Source organism: Mesorhizobium sp. ISC11 (assembly GCF_037162595.1).
Lineage (GTDB): Bacteria > Pseudomonadota > Alphaproteobacteria > Rhizobiales > Rhizobiaceae > Mesorhizobium > Mesorhizobium ciceri.
The window spans coordinates 650010-667898 of the sequence record NZ_JAVSPW010000001.1 but is presented as its reverse complement, the minus strand read 5'-3'; the positions used below and the strand labels follow the sequence as shown (position 1 = coordinate 667898).

General features: G+C 63.1%; 17 protein-coding genes. 8 read left to right on the top strand and 9 right to left on the bottom strand.

All coding sequences use genetic code 11. The annotated features are described in order from the left end of the window. Nucleotides 1–148: 148 nt before the first annotated feature. From RPF88_RS03485 to RPF88_RS03460, 6 genes are all read left to right on the top strand, one after another. Complete coding sequence (locus RPF88_RS03485) at nucleotides 149–1174, top strand: sulfate ABC transporter substrate-binding protein (protein WP_013530876.1); 1026 nt, start codon at nucleotides 149–151, stop codon at nucleotides 1172–1174. 21 nt (nucleotides 1175–1195) lie between these two features. Further along, nucleotides 1196–2047 carry a sulfate ABC transporter permease subunit CysT gene (cysT, locus tag RPF88_RS03480; protein ID WP_013530875.1) on the top strand — a complete coding sequence of 284 codons (852 nt, stop codon included), beginning with the start codon at nucleotides 1196–1198 and terminating at the stop codon, nucleotides 2045–2047. Continuing rightward, nucleotides 2040–2924: a sulfate ABC transporter permease subunit CysW gene (gene cysW, locus RPF88_RS03475; RefSeq protein WP_013530874.1), complete on the top strand. Its 885-nt coding sequence runs from the start codon at nucleotides 2040–2042 to the stop codon at nucleotides 2922–2924. Before cysT ends, cysW begins: the two co-directional genes overlap by 8 nt. A 13-nt stretch (nucleotides 2925–2937) precedes the next feature. Then, on the top strand, nucleotides 2938–3978 hold the full coding sequence (locus tag RPF88_RS03470) for a sulfate/molybdate ABC transporter ATP-binding protein (RefSeq protein WP_013530873.1): 1041 nt from the start codon (nucleotides 2938–2940) through the stop codon (nucleotides 3976–3978). A 371-nt stretch (nucleotides 3979–4349) separates the two neighbouring features. Beyond that, nucleotides 4350–5336, top strand: coding sequence for a sulfate ABC transporter substrate-binding protein (locus RPF88_RS03465; protein WP_337121701.1), 987 nt, complete (start codon nucleotides 4350–4352; stop codon nucleotides 5334–5336). A gap of 256 nt (nucleotides 5337–5592) precedes the next feature. Then, nucleotides 5593–6042 (top strand): RrF2 family transcriptional regulator, encoded by a 450-nt coding sequence (locus RPF88_RS03460; RefSeq protein ID WP_013530871.1) that lies wholly within the window; start codon nucleotides 5593–5595, stop codon nucleotides 6040–6042. Nucleotides 6043–6156: 114 nt separating this feature from the next. Here the strand turns inward: RPF88_RS03460 and RPF88_RS03455 are convergent, their stop codons facing one another. Together RPF88_RS03455 and RPF88_RS03450 are read right to left on the bottom strand one after the other, a co-directional pair. After that, on the bottom strand, nucleotides 6157–7026 hold the full coding sequence (locus RPF88_RS03455) for an NmrA family NAD(P)-binding protein (RefSeq protein ID WP_024501528.1): 870 nt from the start codon (nucleotides 7024–7026) through the stop codon (nucleotides 6157–6159). A gap of 43 nt (nucleotides 7027–7069) precedes the next feature. Next, a complete protein-coding gene (locus RPF88_RS03450) occupies nucleotides 7070–7492 on the bottom strand; it encodes a DoxX family protein (protein ID WP_337121700.1) in 423 nt (140 codons plus the stop codon). 118 nt (nucleotides 7493–7610) lie between these two features. On the opposite strand from RPF88_RS03450, the gene RPF88_RS03445 reads away from it, so the two are divergent. After that, nucleotides 7611–8516 (top strand): LysR family transcriptional regulator, encoded by a 906-nt coding sequence (locus RPF88_RS03445; protein ID WP_337121699.1) that lies wholly within the window; start codon nucleotides 7611–7613, stop codon nucleotides 8514–8516. 164 nt (nucleotides 8517–8680) lie between these two features. Next, the gene (locus RPF88_RS03440; protein ID WP_337121698.1) at nucleotides 8681–9832 is read left to right on the top strand and encodes a hypothetical protein; all 1152 of its coding nucleotides are present in this window, start codon (nucleotides 8681–8683) and stop codon (nucleotides 9830–9832) included. On the opposite strand, the gene RPF88_RS03435 is transcribed toward RPF88_RS03440, so the two are convergent. From RPF88_RS03435 to RPF88_RS03405, 7 genes are all read right to left on the bottom strand, one after another. Further along, the gene (locus tag RPF88_RS03435; RefSeq protein WP_337121697.1) at nucleotides 9827–10372 is read right to left on the bottom strand and encodes a gluconokinase; all 546 of its coding nucleotides are present in this window, start codon (nucleotides 10370–10372) and stop codon (nucleotides 9827–9829) included. The two genes, RPF88_RS03440 and RPF88_RS03435, sit on opposite strands and share 6 nt — an antisense overlap. Before the next feature lie 2 nt (nucleotides 10373–10374). Then, the gene (locus RPF88_RS03430) at nucleotides 10375–11361 is read right to left on the bottom strand and encodes an ABC transporter permease (RefSeq protein ID WP_013530866.1); all 987 of its coding nucleotides are present in this window, start codon (nucleotides 11359–11361) and stop codon (nucleotides 10375–10377) included. Continuing rightward, nucleotides 11358–12338 carry an ABC transporter permease gene (locus RPF88_RS03425; protein WP_337121696.1) on the bottom strand — a complete coding sequence of 327 codons (981 nt, stop codon included), beginning with the start codon at nucleotides 12336–12338 and terminating at the stop codon, nucleotides 11358–11360. The genes RPF88_RS03430 and RPF88_RS03425 overlap by 4 nt, the downstream gene beginning before the upstream one ends. Next, entirely contained in the window at nucleotides 12335–13882 is a 1548-nt protein-coding gene (locus RPF88_RS03420; RefSeq protein ID WP_024501534.1) for a sugar ABC transporter ATP-binding protein, read from the bottom strand. Before RPF88_RS03420 ends, RPF88_RS03425 begins: the two co-directional genes overlap by 4 nt. 79 nt (nucleotides 13883–13961) lie before the next feature. Continuing rightward, nucleotides 13962–15089 carry a sugar ABC transporter substrate-binding protein gene (locus tag RPF88_RS03415; protein ID WP_013530863.1) on the bottom strand — a complete coding sequence of 376 codons (1128 nt, stop codon included), beginning with the start codon at nucleotides 15087–15089 and terminating at the stop codon, nucleotides 13962–13964. Nucleotides 15090–15391: 302 nt separating this feature from the next. Next, a complete protein-coding gene (locus tag RPF88_RS03410; protein WP_337121695.1) occupies nucleotides 15392–16420 on the bottom strand; it encodes a LacI family DNA-binding transcriptional regulator in 1029 nt (342 codons plus the stop codon). 176 nt (nucleotides 16421–16596) lie between these two features. Then, nucleotides 16597–17826: an MFS transporter gene (locus tag RPF88_RS03405; RefSeq protein ID WP_337121694.1), complete on the bottom strand. Its 1230-nt coding sequence runs from the start codon at nucleotides 17824–17826 to the stop codon at nucleotides 16597–16599. Nucleotides 17827–17889 lie beyond the last annotated feature (63 nt).

Genomic DNA, 17889 nt, shown 5'->3' with positions numbered 1-17889 from the left:
ATTCTTCCTTTGGCCGCAAGAGGAAAATATTTCTCCAAAGGACGAAATGGCGCCGAACATTTTCTCAAGAGGGGCAAAAAAGGCAACATTGAATGCATCTAATTTCTACCAATTCGGTAGATTTGGCGCGGGTTCAACGGAGGCAGAAATGACCAAACCTCATTTCAGGAAACTGCTCGGCGCACTGGTCGCCACATCTGTCCAGTTCGGCACGCTCGGTTTCGCGTTTGCCGATACCACCATTCTCAACGTCTCCTACGATCCGACACGCGAGCTCTACAAGGCCTATGACGAAGCTTTCGTCGCCCATTGGAAGGCCGAGACCGGAGAGACGGTCACCGTCCAGCAGTCGCATGGCGGATCGGGCGCCCAGGCCCGCGCCGTGATCGACGGCCTCGACGCCGATGTGGTGACGCTGGCACTCGAAGGCGACATCAATGCCATCGTCTCGAAGTCGAAGAAGATCAATCCGGACTGGCGCACCAAATTCGAAAACAATTCGGCGCCCTACACCTCGACCATCATCTTCCTCGTGCGCAAGGGCAATCCCAAGGGCATTCACGACTGGAGCGACCTCGTCAAGGACGGTGTCCAGGTGATCACGCCCAATCCCAAGACGTCCGGCGGCGCGCGCTGGAACTATCTCGCCGCATGGGCCTACGCCAACGCCAATGACGGCGGCGACGAGACCAAGACCAAGGAGTTCGTCGGCAAGCTCTACGCCAATGCCCCGGTGCTCGACACCGGCGCGCGCGGCTCGACCGTGACCTTCGCGCAAAAGGGTCTCGGCGATGTGCTTATCGCCTGGGAAAACGAGGCCTATCTGGCGCTCGACGAGTTCGGTGCCGACAATTTCGACATCGTCTACCCGCCGACCTCCATCCTGGCAGAACCGCCGGTGGCAGTGGTCGACGCCAATGTCGATGCCAAGGGCACGCGCAAGATCGCCGAAGCCTATCTGAGCTGGCTCTACTCCAAGGAAGCGCAGACGATCATCGCCAAGAACCATTATCGTCCTGCCAAGCCCGATCTGGTGCCGGCCGAGGACCTCGCCAAGCTGCCGCCGATCAAACTTGTAACCATCGACGATCCACAGTTTGGTGGCTGGAAAAAAGCACAGCCTTATCATTTCGGCGATGGTGGTATATTCGACCAGATCTACAAGCCCCAGTAAGCAGTCGATATTCAGGACGACATGACCACAGCACCCGCCCAGGCGGGGTGGCGATTCAGGCAGCCGAGCGTCATTCCGGGTTTCGGATTGACGCTCGGCTTCTCGCTTGCCTACCTCACCCTCATCATTCTCATCCCGCTATCCGGGCTGCTCTGGCGCTCGGCCGCCCTTGGCTGGCCTGAATTCTGGGCGATCGCCACCGATCGCCGCACCATCAATGCGCTGAGAATCAGCTTCGGCACTGCCTTCGTCGCGGCTGCTGTCAACGTCGTCTTCGGCACGCTGGTCGCATGGGTGCTGGTGCGTTACCGCTTCCCCGGCCGCCGCATCGTCGATGCCATGGTCGATCTGCCCTTCGCCTTGCCGACGGCTGTGGCCGGCATCGCGCTGACCACGCTCTACGCGCCGAACGGCTGGATCGGCAAATTGCTGATGCCGCTCGGCATCAAGGTCGCCTATACCCCGCTGGGTATCGTCATCGCGCTGATCTTCATCGGCCTGCCCTTCGTCGTGCGCACCGTGCAGCCGATCATGGAGGAGATCGACAAGGAAGTGGAGGAAGCCGCGGCCACCCTTGGCGCCAATCGTTTCCAGATCATCACCCGCATCCTGTTTCCGGGCCTGGCGCCGGCCATCGTCACCGGCTTCGCGCTCGCCTTCGCGCGCGGCGTCGGCGAATACGGCTCGGTCATCTTCATCGCCGGCAACTTGCCCTACAAATCAGAGATCGCGCCGCTGCTGATCGTCATCCGGCTGGAGGAATACAATTACCCGGCGGCAACCGCGATTGCGGCGATCATGCTCGCTCTGTCATTCATCATGCTTTTGGTCGTCAATCTCGCACAGTCGTGGAGCCGCAAGCGCTATGGCTGATCCGGAGATCAAATCTTACGAACCGCACCATGAAAGCCAGTCGGCGGCGGTCACGGAAAGCCGCCCGGCGCGTCTGGCCCTGATGGCCGTCGCCTTTGCCTTCCTCGGCATTTTCCTGCTCTTGCCGCTGATCATCGTCTTCAACGAAGCCTTCGCCAAGGGCATCGGTGCCTACACCGAAGCGCTCGGCAATCCCGACACACGCTCGGCGATCCGGCTGACGCTGCTGGTCGCCGCGATCTCGGTACCGCTCAACATTGTGTTCGGCATCTCCGCCGCCTGGGCGATCGCCAAGTTCGAGTTCAAGGGCAAGGCCTTCCTGACCACGCTGATCGACCTTCCCTTCTCGGTCTCCCCGGTCATATCGGGCCTCGTCTATGTGCTTCTGTTCGGCGCCCAGGGGCTGCTCGGCACCTGGCTGAAAGCGCATGGCATCGTCATCCTGTTTGCCGTGCCGGGCATCGTGCTGGCCACAATCTTCGTCACCTTCCCCTTCGTCGCCCGCGAGTTGATCCCGCTGATGCAGGAGCAAGGCAATGGCGACGAGGAGGCAGCACTTTCGCTTGGCGCCAATGGCTGGCAGACCTTCTGGTACGTGACCTTGCCCAACGTCAAATGGGGGCTGCTCTACGGCGTGCTCCTGTGCAATGCGCGTGCCATGGGCGAGTTCGGCGCGGTCTCGGTGGTGTCGGGCCATATACGCGGCCTGACCAACACCATGCCGCTGCATGTCGAAATCCTCTATAACGAGTACAACGCCGTCGGCGCCTTCGCCGTCGCTTCATTGCTTGCGGGCCTGGCGCTCGTCACGCTGGTCTTGAAAACACTTCTCGAGATGCGCTACGGCGCCGAGATCGCCGCGACGCGCGGACACTGACAGAGGGATTTGCATGGAAGTTCGCGTTGCCAACGTGCGCAAGGAGTTTGACCGGTTTCCGGCCCTCCACGACGTGTCGCTCGATATCAAGTCGGGCGAACTGATCGCGTTGCTGGGGCCGTCCGGCTCCGGCAAGACGACGCTGCTCAGGCTGATCGCCGGACTGGAGCGGCCGACGCGCGGAAACATCTTCTTCGGCGACGAGGACGCCTCGCACAAGTCGATCCAGGATCGCAATGTCGGCTTTGTCTTCCAGCACTATGCGCTGTTCCGGCACATGACGGTGGCCGACAATATCGGCTTCGGCCTGAAGGTCCGGCACGGGCCGTCGCGCCCCCCGGCGCAGGAGATCCGCCGCCGCGCCTCCGAGCTTCTGGACCTTGTCCAGCTGTCGGGGCTGGAAAAGCGCTATCCGGCGCAGCTTTCCGGCGGCCAGCGGCAGCGCGTGGCGCTGGCGCGGGCCATGGCCATCGAACCCAAGGTGCTGCTGCTCGACGAACCGTTCGGCGCGCTTGACGCGCAGGTGCGCCGGGAATTGCGCCGCTGGCTGCGCGAAATCCATGACGCCACCGGCCACACCACCGTCTTCGTCACCCACGACCAGGAAGAGGCGCTGGAGCTTGCCGACCGCGTCGTGGTGATGAGCCAGGGTCGCATCGAGCAGGTCGGCACCGCCGACGACATCTACGACACGCCGAACTCGCCCTTCGTCTACGGCTTCATCGGTGAATCGAGCTCGCTTCCCGTCAAAGTCGAGAATGGCGAGATCTGGCTCGCCGACCGTCCGATCGGGCTTGCCGCGCCCAACGAGCCCTCGGGCGATGCGACGCTCTACTTCCGCCCGCACGATGTCGAATTGCTGGACGGCTGCAGCGGCTGCATCGCCGGCACGGTCGCCGCCAGCCGGCGCGTCGCCGGCACGCGCCGGGTCGAGCTTGAAATCGGTGGTGAGCGTCAGCGGGTCGAAATCGAGTTGCCGGTCGATCATCCCGCGGCGCAAAAAAGCCGGGTGGCGTTCCGCCCCGGCCGCTGGAAGCTTTTTCCGGCGGCTTGATTCTCGGCTCAAGCGCTACGCCAACCGGTTTTCGACCTTCAGATTCCTGATCCGGGTGAACTCTCCCGTGTTGGGTTGCGGTTGTTGCGAAACAGCTTCGCCTCCTTGGGCGGCGTTGTTGAATGACGGTTCTGGGGCATGGCGGCAGCTGTTTGTATCTGCCTTTTGTATATGCCATGCAGCACCGCAAACAAGGCGCAGAAAAACTCCGACGAAGGTAGCCATCTCCTGGAACAGAATTCCAACAGGTGCCAACTTAGGCGATATATTTTCCCACGACGAGGGCGCGAACCGACAGCGCATGCCTCGTCGCGCATGATACGTCACGGCTATGGTCCGACCATCAACGCATTGCATCGGAGCCTGTTTTCATGAAACGATTTTTCCTCGGGCTTGCCACCGTCGCCGGCCTGTTCCTTGCATCCTCCCAAGCCTGGTCGGCCGACAAACTGCTCAACGCATCCTATGATGTCGGCCGCGAACTGTTCGTGCAGGTCAACAAGGCTTTCATAGCCCAGCAACCGGGCGTCACCGTCGACCAGTCGCATGCCGGCACTTCGGCGCAGGCACGCGCCATCGCCGAGGGTCTTGGCGCCGACGTTGTTACCTTCAACCAGGTCATCGACATCGACTTCCTGGTCACGAAGGGCCTCGTCTCGGCCGACTGGCAGAAGGATTTCCCTGACAATGCCTCGCCCTTCTATTCTCTGCCTTCGTTCCTTGTCCGCGCGGGCAACCCCAAGCACATCAAGGACTGGAACGATCTCGTGCGCGACGACGTGCAGGTGATCTTCCCAAACCCGAAAACATCCGGCAATGCGCGCTACACCTATCTGGCGGCCACCGCCTACGCCAAGGAAGCCTTCAAGGGCGATGACGCCAAGGTGAAGGAGTTCATCACCAAGCTGTTCAACAACGTGCCGATCTTCGACACCGGCGGCCGCGCCGCGACCACCACCTTCGTGCAGCGCGAGATCGGTGATGTGCTGATCACCTTCGAGTCGGAGACGCGCGGCATCCGCAAGGAGTATGGCGACGACAAGTTCGAGCAGGTTACGCCTTCGGTCAGCCTGCTGGCCGAATTCCCGGTCGCCATCGTCGACAAGGTTGCCGACGATCACGGCACGCGCGATCTGGCCAAGACCTATCTCGACTTCCTCTACACGCCGGAGGGCCAGGACATCGCCGCCCGCAACGGCCTCAGAGCCCGCGACGCCGCTGTGGCGGCGAAATACAAGGCCGATTTCCCCGATGTCCGGCTGCTGACGGTGGAAGACGTTTTCGGCGGCTGGGACAAGGTGCAGAAAGAGCATTTCGCCGCCGGCGGCCTGCTCGACCAGACCTACGGCAGCCGCTGAGGCAGCGATACCTGCACAGCAGACGAAAAAGCCGGCGCGCTGCCGGCTTTTTTCGTTTTTGAACGCCGATAACCTGGTTATCAGCGGAATATCCGCGTTCTCAGTGCAAAACGTTACAAAGAATCAACGCGTTTATGCCTAACGTGCAATTTGGTGGCTGTTTCGCGAAACATCATCGCGCGGCGAAGACGTCATTATTTGCACACAAACAGTCGCCAGATGCGAGTGGTTGGGGCTTTTATGGGTTGATCTGGGCATGCTGACAAAAAAAGGCAAATACGGCCTCAAGGCCCTCGTGCATCTGTCTGGCCTGCCGGCCGGCCAATTGGCCTTCGTCAATGACATCGCTGTGGCCAACAATATCCCGAAGAAATTCCTCGATGCCATCCTGGGCGAATTGCGCAATGCCGGCTTCGTCCAGAGCCGCAAAGGCAAGGAAGGCGGCTACCGCCTTGCCCGGCCGGCCTCCGAAATCAAGATCGGCCATGTCGTGCGCGTGCTTGACGGGCCGCTGGCGCCGATCCCTTGCGCCAGCCGCACGCAGTATCAACGCTGCGAGGATTGCGACGAGGCGACCTGCCAGGTCCGCCACATGATGCTGGAGGTGCGGCAGGCAATCGCCGAAGTGCTGGATAATCGCAGCCTCGCCGCCATGCGCGATGCCGACAATGACGATTTTCCGGTCGAGCTGACGTCGCAGATCTAAACCACCGACTTCAAGCTGATCGCGTTCAGATAGAGATTCCTGCATTGAAGGAGAGGTTCTCCAAATCTCGGGTTGCGAAGCTCGAAATCACGGAGAACCTCATGCAGTTTTGGCCTATCCGTTCACATTAGACGCAGCCTCGAATACAGCGCGTGCGGACGTCGTACCCGCTACGTGCTCAGTACCCGCCACACCGAGGTCCATCCATCCCGCATTCACGGCCTCGAACATTTCTTCGGCAGGCCCGGAGTGACCCTTCGGGATGCCGAATTGCTCGAATGCTTCCGCCCACCCCGCACGCGGAATTGCAAAGGCCTTCACGGCGAGATTCAGGACTTCACCCAACTGCTCGGCGACTTCATCCGCGGTGACCATCGAACCGATCTCGACGATGCGTTGCCCTGACCACGTCGACCCGGTCAAAAGGGTTGCGACCTGTGCGCCGATGTCGTTCGTCGCAACCATGGTCGATTTCCGGTTTGTCGGATTATAGTAGACCGGTAGCATTCCGCCCTGCGCGACCTGCAAGCCGTAGAGGAAATTTTCGAAGAATCCCCCCGCGCGCACAAATGCGGTTGGCGATGTCAGGCCGCGAAACCCTTGCTCCAGAAGCGACAAGGCCGCGATCACCCCGTGCCCGCTTGTTCTGTTCGCACCCATCGACGAAAGCGCAACCACTCGCGGCGGCGCTGCCTTGGTCAGAGCCTCGACATAGCTAGCAATCACGCTCCTCGCTTCTTTGTAATCGGGCGACGGCGCCCAGACAGGGGGCAACATGACGAACGCGCCTTCGACGCCTTTGAGGGCTCGCTCGATGGCTGCCGAATCATTCCAGTCGCCGTCTACCAGTTCCACGCCCTGGTTCGCCCAATTGGCCGCCTTGTCGCGATTGCGGACGAGCGCGCGTACCTCCTTGCCGTGCGCCAGCAGATGCTCTGCCGTTGCGCCGCCAACTTTTCCCGTGATCCCCATTACTAGGAACATGTGTTTTCTCCTGATGTCGGGGGACAGAGCTGCCCCTGTTGGTTCAATGGATGAGCGGCAGAATGGCCCGGATACGGGGATCGCGGAGATAGAGGCCGCCCCAGGTCATCGCGCCCAGAAGCAGGGAGATGATTTCCGGCGGCGACCCCAACTCACCGATGCGCAGATGGGCGCAGATGGCACCTCCCAAAAAGCCCGTCACCAGGATCGCGCCGAGGACGGCGGTGACCGGGATGGCGTAGAGGATGGCGCAGGCGAGGACGATCGGACCCACGACACGGGTCAGGTCCATCGCAAACCCGGTTTCCTGCAACATGCTGGCGATCTGTGCCGGCGCGAAAAGCTGAACAGTGCCATCTGCCGTCAGGGCGATGACGACAAACGCGCTCATGATCCGGCCGGCCCACAGGGCGCGATGCAAGGTCATAATTTCCGGTGTCTGATGCAGGTTCACAGTTTCGGACACTTGTCATTCTCCGATGGGGAGATCCCATATTCGAAGCTTACTGTGCCTCTCAAATGTGATAAATGCCGAGAAAATGAACCAACTGTTCTCTTTTTGGGGAACAATCCGAGGCACGAAAATGCAGAATCTCGAACCCATCCTCATTTTCACAACGGTCGCGGAAATGGGGAGCTTCACCCGCGCGGCCGATTGCCTGGGCATCCAAAAGGGGAGAGCCTCAACGGCGGTCCGCAAGCTGGAAGAAGATGTGGGTGTCAGGCTTCTGCACCGGACGACGCGCAGCGTGCGGTTGACGGAGGACGGACGCGCATTTCATGCCCGCGCCCGCGATCTGCTTGCTGAAGTCGATGATCTGCACTCGATGTTCGCAGGCGACCGCGTGGCACTTCGCGGCCGTTTGCGGGTCGACCTTCCGACCGAAGTGGCGCGCACAACGATCGTACCGGCTTTGCCGGATTTCATGGCGGCTCACCCCGAGTTGGAGCTGGAGGTGTCGAGTACGGATCGGCAAGTCGATCTGGTTCAAGAGGGGTTCGATTGTGTATTGCGGCTTGGACCCATTCGCGACGAGACCCTGATTGCCCGCCCGTTGGGCCTGTTGCGCATGGCCAACGCAGCCAGTCCCGCCTATCTGGCGCGCCATGGCGTGCCTCGATCGCTGGAAGATCTCCAGCGTCAGGAACATAGGGCAATTCATTTTTCGACGCTGCTGGGCGCGCGACCCTATGGATGGGAATATCCGGACGGCGACAGCTACGCGACGCTTCAGTTGCCAGGTGCGCTACACGTCAACAGCGCACAGACCTACGAAGCAGCGGCCCTCGCCGGCCTTGGCCTGATCCAGGCGCCACTCTTGGGCATTGGCCGATACTTGGAGAGTGGAGCGCTTGTCGAGATCCTACCCGATTTTCGTCGCCGGCCGCTCGCCGTGTCCCTCGTCGTCGCACATCGGAGCAATCTATCGCGCCGGGTCCGCGCGTTCATGAAATGGATCGAAGATGTGCTGACGCCATATATGGAATAGCGATACGACTATCTTCGTCCGGCCCTCGAAATCAACACTTCGTAAGCGGCGCGTTTGTCTTAAGTCTAGGGCAAGCGAAATTTGCAGAAGTCTCGAGCACGGACACCACCTTGCACGGCCCAAGCCGACGCAGTAAAGCGGGGTTCGAAGAACGGGCTGGACCGATGAGGCTGTGGTGGTTCGCGAAATCCCGCAAGGCCGCCCGCAAGCTGCCATCGGCAGCCAGTTTCCGCACTGAAATCATCGCCGACGTCTTCGTCCCGGAACGGGCGGAGGACGTGCGCTTCTTCAGCCGCAAGCTGGTTCGCCCTGGCCGGCTTCGCCGCTTTTCCAACAAGGATCTTGGCGAAGGCCTGCTGTCTATCTTCTATCTCGTGGTGGCGGCGGCACTGCCGGTGCGGTGGTGGGCGCCGATCTGCGGCCGCATATCGAGGTTTCGCCTCAAGCGCCATATGCGCAAGGAATTCCCGGCCTACGCTGCCGCCACGCTCGCGGTGCTGGGCGATGGTATCGATGCACGCAAGCTGTTCGAGGGATTGCTGGCAGCGCGCCACCGCCGCCGCTTGCAGCTCGCCGCTCATCTGGTGGCCGGCCGCTGGTCGCCGACGATCCGGCTGGAGGGGCTGGCGGGGCTGCGGTCGGCCTTGCAGCGCGGCCACGGCGCCATCCTCTGGTGCGATCAGTTCACCGCCCAGACCATCATCGGCAAGCGCGCGCTGTACGAGGCCGGTATCGAAGCGCATCAGGTGAGCGTCAACACCCACGGTATTTCCGAATCGGCGTTCGGCTTGCGTTTCCTCAATCCGCCGCTGATCGATGTCGAAAACCGGTTCCTGAAAAGCCGGGTCGTCTTTGGCCGCGACGACACCTATCAGGTCACCATCCGCATCCAGAAGATCCTGAAGCAGAATGGCGTGGTGACGATGACCAACACCGTCCACGCCGGCACGACCTTCACCGAGGCAGCCATGGGCGAAAGCGGCTGGACGCATCTCGCCTCGGCGCCGGCGAATTTTGCCGCCAGGGGCAGGACAGCCCTGTTTGCCATGTCGACCTTCGAAGTGGTTCCCTTCATCGAATACCGGGCCGTGCTCAGCCCCGAGCTGACGCCGGAGGCATCTGTCAGCCCGGCAACGGACATGGCCAGGGATGGCGCCAAGAACATGACTGTGCAGGCGCACTACATCCTGCTCAAGCGCGACCGCCTGCTGGAAGCGCTGAAGCTCTACCCCGAGCAGATGCTGACGTGGTCCCGCCGGCAGCGGCTGACCGAGGTCTCGGACAGCATCGGCATCGGAATGGATGAAGGCTCATGACCGGCGTATCAGGCGGACCGCGGCAGCGACGAGCTCACCGACCGGGCGTGTGGCATTGAGTTTCGAGGCGCGCTCATCCGCAGCCGGCGGCTCGAGGATGGCGAACTGGCTGTCGACCAGGCTCGCCGGCATGAAGTGGCCCTTGCGGCTGCCGACGCGCTGCCTGGCCGTACCAGGGTCGATCTCCAGATAGAGGAAGACGATTTCCGGGCAGAAGCCGCTCAGCCGGTCGCGGTAGCTGCGCTTCAGCGCCGAGCAGGCGGCGACCACGCCTTTGCCCTGCCCCACCGACGCGGCGATGCGCTCGCCGATCGCGTTGAGCCAGCCTTCGCGCAGCTGATCGGTAAGCGGCTCGCCGCTTGCCATGCGTGCGACGTTTTCCGGCGGATGCAGCCTGTCGCCCTCGATAAAGGTAACGCCCAGAGCGGCGGCAAGCCCAATGCCCACCGCCGACTTGCCGCAGCCGGCGACGCCCATAACCACGATGGCCGGCACCGAGCCGGGGGCGCTCGTCGGCGCCTGTGCTGCCGCTTCGTCCACTGTCAGCGGCTTGCCGGCGCGCGGCCGTAGAGCAGCAGCATGGCGACGATGACGACACCGTAGATGATCTGCCGCCCCGCCTCCGGCATTTGCATGACCGACAAGATGGATTGCAGCAACGTGATGAGGATGACACCGGCGACAGTGCCGAGATAGGAGCCGCGCCCACCCAGGATCGAGGTGCCGCCAAGCACCACCGCGGCGATCGACGGCAGCAGATAAGCGTCGCCCATCGACTGCGCCGCCTTGGAGGCATAGCCGGCCAGAAGCACGCCGCCGAAAGCCGAGAGCCCACCGGAGACGGCGAAGGCGATCATCACCACGCGCCTTGTGTCGATGCCGGAGAGATAGGCCGCGCGCTCGCGGTTGCCGATGCCGTAGACGGTGCGGCCGAAACCGGTCCGCGTCAGCACGAACACCATCGCGGCCCCGATCAGCGCCCAGATGATGACGGCGTTGGGCACGCCCGGAATGGCGAAACCGGTCGCCAGGTAGCGCATCGCGCCCGTCGCCGAATCCTGCGGCGAGAAGCCGCCGGTGTAGACCACCATCAGCCCCTGCGCGACAGCGTTGGTGGCCAATGTGATGATCATCGAGGGGATGCGCAGATAGGCGACGCCGATGCCGTTGACGACGCCGATCAGCATGCCGCAGATGATGCCGAACGGGATGGCCAACGCCACGCCGACCGGGCCGTACGCCGCCGCGGCGCAGGCCATCATGGCGCCCGCCGCCACCGCCCACGGCACCGACAGGTCGATCTGGCCGAGCAGGATGACCAGCATCATGCCTGTCGCGATGACGCCGAGGAATGAAGCCACCTTGAGCTGCTGTAGGAGATATTCAGGCGACAGGAAGCTTCTGGAGTAGAGGCTGCCGAAGAACAGCAAAAGCACGATGCAGGCAAAGGCCGTCAGCACCGCCGGATCGGCGCGGCGGATGAATCTGGGCATGCGGCCGGCAATGCCGCCAAGCGTCGTTTCGCTCACAGGAACCACTCCAGCCGGTTGCGGACCCGAAACAGGGCGAAGGCGCCGAGGCTGACGGCGACCAGCAGGATAACGCCCTGGAACAGCGGCTGCCAGAGCGGATCGAAATCGAAGACGAACAACAAGTCGCCGATCGTGCGGAAAGCCAGTGCGCCGAAGATGGCGCCGATGGCGCTGCCCTTGCCGCCGAACAGCGAAACCCCGCCGAGCACCACGGCGGCGATCGAAAACAGCGTGTAGGAGTTGCCGCTGGCATAGGCCGCCTCACCCGTATAGGTGAAGAAGGTCAGGAACAGTCCGCCGATCGCCGCCAGCAGGCCGGCCAGCGTGTAGGCGGCGAACTTGCCGCGCCGGATCGGCACACCCGACATGTAGGCCGCCGTCTCCGATGAGCCTGCCGCGTAGGCGGCGCGGCCAAGCACCGAGCGGCTGAACGGCACCCAGATCACCAGCACGATGGCCAGCAGCACGACGAGACTTGCCGGCACCACGCCGAACACACGGCCGGTCAGCGCATCGGCCAGGTCCTCATTGACCGAGCCGCCCGGAAATGGCCGCAGCAACAGGCCGATGCCGTAATAGACGGCGCCTGTGGCAATGGTGGCGACAATCGGCTGCAGCCGGCCATAGATGACGATGGCGCCGTTGATGGCGCCGCACAGCAGCCCCACCGCCAGCACGGCGATGACGCCGAGCGTCGTCTGCGTCGGCGTTCCCACCACCAGCCACGAAGCCAGGCAGTTGGTGAGGAGAAAAATCATGCCGACGGACAGGTCGATGCCGGCGGTGATCACCACCAGCGTCTGCGCCATGGCGACGAAGGCGAGCAGCACGCCCTTGTTGGCCGCCGTCTGCACCACATTGGCGGTGAAGCCGGCCGGATGGTTCGAGGTGTAGATGACGAACATGACGATGAAGATGCCGAACGCCAGCAGCGTTCCGCGCTGCTCGGCCAGCCAGTAACGCCAATCCTTCATGCGCCCACTCCCAGGCCCACCGGGCTGTCCTCGCCATGGATGTTGAGCGCGCTTGATATCAGCGCCCGCTCGGTGATCTCGGCGCCGACCAGCTCGCGCTTGACCGCTCCGTCGTAGAGCACCAGCACACGGTCGCAGCAGCCGATCAGCTCGTCATAGTCGGTCGAGTAGAACAGGATCGCAGCACCCGCGTCGGCCAGTTTGCGCATCAGCTGGTACAGCTCCTGCTTGGTGCCGACGTCGATGCCGCGCGTCGGATCGTTGAGCAGAATGATGCGCGGCTGGCGCATCAGCCATTTGGCGATGACCACCTTCTGCTGGTTGCCGCCCGAAAGCGCGCCGACCGGAATGTCGAGGCCCGCCGTCTTGATCGCCAAAAGGCCGACCATGTCGTCGATCAGCCGCTGCTCGGCGGCACGGTCGATGATGCCGGCTTTCGACAGCCGGTCGAGCGCGGCGAAGGACAGGTTCTCGCGCACCGTCATCGGCAGCATCAGCCCTTCGGTCTTGCGGTCCTCGGGAATGAGCGCCATGCCGATGCCGTCGTCGCGCGCAACGGATGGACTGGTGATCGACACAGGCTTGCCGTCGATCAGGATCTGGCCGCTGAGGCCGCGCAGCACGCCGAAGAAGGCGAGCAGCAATTCGCGCTGGCCCTGGCCGTCGAGGCCGCCAAGGCCGACCACCTCACCTGCCCTGACGGTCAGCGAGATGTCGTGCAGCCGGTCGGCCCATGAGAGCTTGCGGGCCTCGAGCCTAGGGGCGGCGGCGGCAGGCACGGCCGTCGGCTTGGGCGGAAAGATATGGCTGTATTCGCGGCCGATCATCAGTTCGACCACCTCATTGTCACTCTTCGAGCCGGCTGGATAGCTGGCGACATTGCGGCCGTTGCGGAACACCGTGCACTGGTCCGCCAGTTCGGCGATCTCGTTCATGCGGTGCGAGATGTAAAGCAGCGCCAGCCCTTCCGCGCGCAGCCGCTTCAGCACCGCGAAGATCTTCGAGACATCCGCGGCAGTCAGCGCGGAGGTCGCCTCGTCGAGGATGAGGATGCGCGGCTTGCGTGCCAATGCCTTGGCGATCTCGACCATCTGCCGGCGCGACAATGGCAGGTCCTTGACCAGCGCCAGCGGGTGGATGTCGGCGGCGCCGGCACGAGCAAGTGCTTCTTCGGCGATGCGGCGTTGCGCCTTGCGGTCGATCATGCCGAAGCGTTTGGGCGGGTCGGAAATGACGATGTTGTCGGCAACGCTTAGCTCGGGGACCAGCGACAGTTCCTGGAAGATGCAGACGATGCCGGCCTTGTTGGCGGCACCCGGAGAAGCGAAGGTCGCCTCGCGCCCGTCCAGCGTCATGCGGCCCTCATCGGGCGCCACGACACCTGCCATGACCTTGATCAGCGTCGACTTGCCGGCGCCGTTTTCGCCGAGAATGGCGTGGATGCTGCCGGCTTCGACAACAAGCTCGGCCTTTTCCAGCGCGCGTACACCGCCATAGCGCTTGGATATGCCTTCCATACGAAAGAGCGGAGCCGCACCGTCCATCGGCCCTCCCAGGGCGATTGTGGAATTGAGACAAACGCCGCGGCTCAAGCCGCGGCGCCAGGTGACGGCCAGCGATGATTTACTGGTTTTCCTTGGTCTGACCCATGATTTCCTGGGCGCTGAAATTAATGCCGCAGGTCGGGAAGGAATTGCCGACGAAGAAATTGTCGGATTCCTTGGGGAAGTAATCCGTGCCTTCCTTCATGTTCGGGTCTTCGGCGATCGCCAGCGGCAGCTTCACCTCTTGTGGCACGACTTCGCCTTCGAGTGCGGCGATCGCGGTCTTGATGGCGACGGCGACCTGAGCCGGGCCCGAGCCCGCGGACGAGCACTTCAGCCCGTCGGCTGAATGCGCGGCGCAGAACTTGCGGAAGCCGTTCTCGGTCTCGCCGCCAAACGGCACGAACGGATGCTTGGCGTCGATCATCGCCTGCACGATGCCGGTGTCGCCGCCCTGCCCGGTAATGCCGTCGAACGGACCGTTGGTGGCGATCGCATCCGCGGTCACCTTCTGTGCCACGCCGTCATCCCATTTGCCGGCGACTTCGGTCACGTCCCACTTCTTGCCGGACGCATCGAAGACCTCGTGGATGCCGTTGTGACGATCGGTGTCGACGGAGGTGCCGGCGACGCCGCGCACTTCCAGGATCTTGCCGCCGTTCGGTATCTTGCCGACCAGCCACTTGGCCCACAATTCGCCAAGACCCTTCTGATCGACATTGACGTTGATGGCGTCCTTGGTGTCGAGAATGTTGTCGAAGGCGACCAGCACGATGCCCGCTTCCTTGGCACGCTTGATGACCGGACCGAAGGCCGTCGGGTTCTGGGCGTCGGTGACGATGGCGTCATAGCCGGAATCGATGAAATTGTTGATCGCCGAGATCTGTGCCGGCACGTCCTCGCCCGTCGAGACGACCTTGAATTCCTTGATCTTGGCTTTGACTTCAGGTTGCGCGGCGTAGGCCTTGGCCGTCTGCACCATCTGGATGCGCCAGGTGTTGGCGATATAGCCATTGGCGAAGGCGATGCGGAACGGCCCTTCCTTCTTGGGATATTTGAAGAATTTGGTCTCCGCGCTCCACGGCGCGAAACAGTCCGCCTGAGCGGCGGGACCCGACACGATTTCGGGTCCGGCGGCCATGGCGGCCGAATTGAGCATGACGAATGCAGTGGCGGCAACGACGCCACCAACGAGTGACTTGATCATCGATAATCCTCCCGATTGCAGTTCTGATTGTTCGTTTCGCAATGCGAATTTTTCGCGCGATGGACCGGCACCTCCCGCCTTGCCATGCGCTTCCTCGGCCGCCCGTGATGGCCGACCCGGTACCTCCCTTGTCGCCGCCAGCGGGGCGAAAACTATCATATTATCCATAATAAACAAGTATTAGTTGTCGCTTATGTATAATAAACAGGTGCGACCTGTCGTTCATGCACCTGCCTGTAGGAGATGGTAGCGCTACCAAATTGGCGTGTAAACCGGCATTCGCACAGTCGCTTCTGTGCGTTTCAACGCGCCGTGCTCTCGCGGCGCTTGAGCTCGAAACCGAGGTCTACGATCCGTTGCTCCGGTCTTTTGCCGGCGATCGCAGCAAGCGCCATGGCGACGGCACGCCGGCCGATCTCATAACGATGGGTGCGGATGCTGGTGACCGAAGGAAACGCCACCTGCATCATGTCGAGATCGTTGAAACCGACGATGCCGATCGTCTTCGGCACCGCGATCGAGGCGCGATGGCATTCGAACAAGACGCCGAGCGCGATGTCGTCATTGTTGCAGAAGACACCGTCGAGTGTCGGCACCTTGGCCAGCGCGTCGCGGAACATCTCGCGGCCGAGCGACACGCTGGACAGCACCGGCGTGGTGGTGACGAGGCGCGGGTCGAACAGGCCCGCGGCCTCCATCGCCGCGCGATAGCCGGCAAGGCGCCGCTGCGAACGCGGATCCATGCGCGCGCCGATGAAGCCGATGCGGCGATAGCCGGCCTCGATCAGATGCTCGGTCGCCGCCCTCCCGCCATCGAGATGCGAGAAGCCGACCATCATGTCGACCGGATCGGGACCGGTTTCCATCACCTGCACCACAGGGCAGCCGGCACTTTCCAGCAGCTTTCGCGAAGCCGACGTCTGATCGATGCCGGCGACGATCAGCGCCGCTGGCCGTTGCGAACCGAACACCTGCAGCAGCCGCTCTTCCTCAAGGCCGGAATAGTGGGTGTTGCCAAGCTGGATGCGGAACGGGCTGGCCGACAGGCTGTCATAGATGCCGCGCACCACCTCGGCAAAGACGTTGTTGGTAAGCGACGGCACCAGCACGCCGAACACCTCGGCGCGCGCCGAGGCCAGCGCCCGGGCATTCGGGTCCGGCACGTAGCCCAGTTCGTCGACAGCGGCCTGGATCTGGCGGCGCAACTCTTCGGAGACACGCTCCGGCTCACGCAGCGCGCGCGACACGGTGATGGCGCCGACACCGGCCTTGCTCGCGACATCCGCGATGGTCGGGCGGCCGCCGCCCCGGCGCGAGCGCGGCTTGGTCAAGGACGCACTCCTGGCGACGGGCTTGTACAGCCAAGCGCCTTTAGAACCATAGTCAGGGTCTTTGCCACCGTCGTCATGCCGAACCGGCCTGTTGCCGCACCCACCCGCCTTCCGGCGTCGCGCAGCCGTGGGTGGTTGTCAAGCCGCGCAGCTCCCGGACCATTGGCATGGAGAGCTCAGGCCATCACGGCTGTGCTGCGCCGCGCCTTCCAGAACAGCAGCCCGATCGCCACCAGGTTCAGCAAATTCCAGGCGATGCCGTTGAGGAATGCGGCGGCGTAGGAACCGGTCAAATCGTAGATCCAGCCCGACATCCAGCCGCCGATCGCCATGCCGAAGATAGTCGCCATCATGACGATGCCGATACGCTGGCCGGCCTCCCTGGCCGGCATGTAATCGCGCACGATGATCGCGTAGCAAGGCACGATGCCGCCCTGCGACAGGCCGAACACCAGCGACACCACATAGAGCGAGGCAAGCCCGTCGAACGGGATGTAGAACAGCAGCGACAGGCACTGCAGCACCGAGCCGATCATCAACGTCCACACCGCGCCGATACGGTCGGCAAGGAAGCCGGACGCCAGCCGGCTGACGACGCCGCCCGCCATCATGATCGACAGCATGTCGGCGCCGTGTGCGACGCCGTAGCCGAGGTCCATGCAATAGGCGACGATATGCACTTGCGGCATCGACATCGCCACGCAGCAGCCGAGTCCGGCGACGACCAGCAGCACCTGCAAGGCGGCCGGCGACAGCGAGATCGGCTGCACCGACCGGCTTCCGGGCGAACCCGCGACGGCCGCCGCCGGGGCACCGCGCCGCAGCATCAGCACCAGCGGCACCATTGTCACCAAGCAGAAGATACCGATTGCCGCATAGGTGAAGCGCCAGCCCTCCGCCTTCATCAGCGTCGGCATGATGGTCGGCCACAATGCTCCGGCGAGATAGTTGCCGGCGGCCGCCGCGGTCACGGCGACGCCGCGACGGCGGTTGAACCAGTGCGAGATATCGGCGATCAGCGGCCCGAAGATCACCGACGTGCCGATACCGATCAGCACTCCCTGGGCAAGCGTGAATTGCAAGATCGAGGTCGATAGCGCCGCGAGCAGCAGGCCGGCGGAAAGCGCAATCGAAGAGATCAGCGCCGGGATCCAGTAACCCATCCGGTCGATGGCGCGGCCGACCAGCACGTTGCCGGCGGCGAAACCGACCATGGTCGCCGTGTAAGGCATGGACGCCGCGGCGCGGTCGACGCCGAACTCGGCCTGCACGGCGGGCAGCACGACGACGACAGCCCACATGCCCACGGCGCCGATCGTCGCCAGCAGCATCGAGATGGCGAGCCGCATCCAGGCATAGGAGCTGTCGATGCCGGGGCCGGGCTGGAGGCTGTCGGTTCGGGTCAAGGCGTTTCCTGTCGGCGGTCTCGGAGATCGGCTGCCGTTTGCGCCACTATCGGCGCATTCTCA

Coding starts and splice junctions, on each gene's coding strand:
- RPF88_RS03485 (WP_013530876.1), top strand. CDS start 149: ATGACCAAACCTCATTTCAGGAAACTGCTCGGCGCACTGGTCGCCACA.
- cysT (WP_013530875.1), top strand. CDS start 1,196: ATGACCACAGCACCCGCCCAGGCGGGGTGGCGATTCAGGCAGCCGAGC.
- cysW (WP_013530874.1), top strand. CDS start 2,040: ATGGCTGATCCGGAGATCAAATCTTACGAACCGCACCATGAAAGCCAG.
- RPF88_RS03470 (WP_013530873.1), top strand. CDS start 2,938: ATGGAAGTTCGCGTTGCCAACGTGCGCAAGGAGTTTGACCGGTTTCCG.
- RPF88_RS03465 (WP_337121701.1), top strand. CDS start 4,350: ATGAAACGATTTTTCCTCGGGCTTGCCACCGTCGCCGGCCTGTTCCTT.
- RPF88_RS03460 (WP_013530871.1), top strand. CDS start 5,593: ATGCTGACAAAAAAAGGCAAATACGGCCTCAAGGCCCTCGTGCATCTG.
- RPF88_RS03455 (WP_024501528.1), bottom strand. CDS start 7,026: ATGTTCCTAGTAATGGGGATCACGGGAAAAGTTGGCGGCGCAACGGCA.
- RPF88_RS03445 (WP_337121699.1), top strand. CDS start 7,611: ATGCAGAATCTCGAACCCATCCTCATTTTCACAACGGTCGCGGAAATG.
- RPF88_RS03440 (WP_337121698.1), top strand. CDS start 8,681: ATGAGGCTGTGGTGGTTCGCGAAATCCCGCAAGGCCGCCCGCAAGCTG.
- RPF88_RS03425 (WP_337121696.1), bottom strand. CDS start 12,338: ATGAAGGATTGGCGTTACTGGCTGGCCGAGCAGCGCGGAACGCTGCTG.
- RPF88_RS03420 (WP_024501534.1), bottom strand. CDS start 13,882: ATGGACGGTGCGGCTCCGCTCTTTCGTATGGAAGGCATATCCAAGCGC.
- RPF88_RS03415 (WP_013530863.1), bottom strand. CDS start 15,089: ATGATCAAGTCACTCGTTGGTGGCGTCGTTGCCGCCACTGCATTCGTC.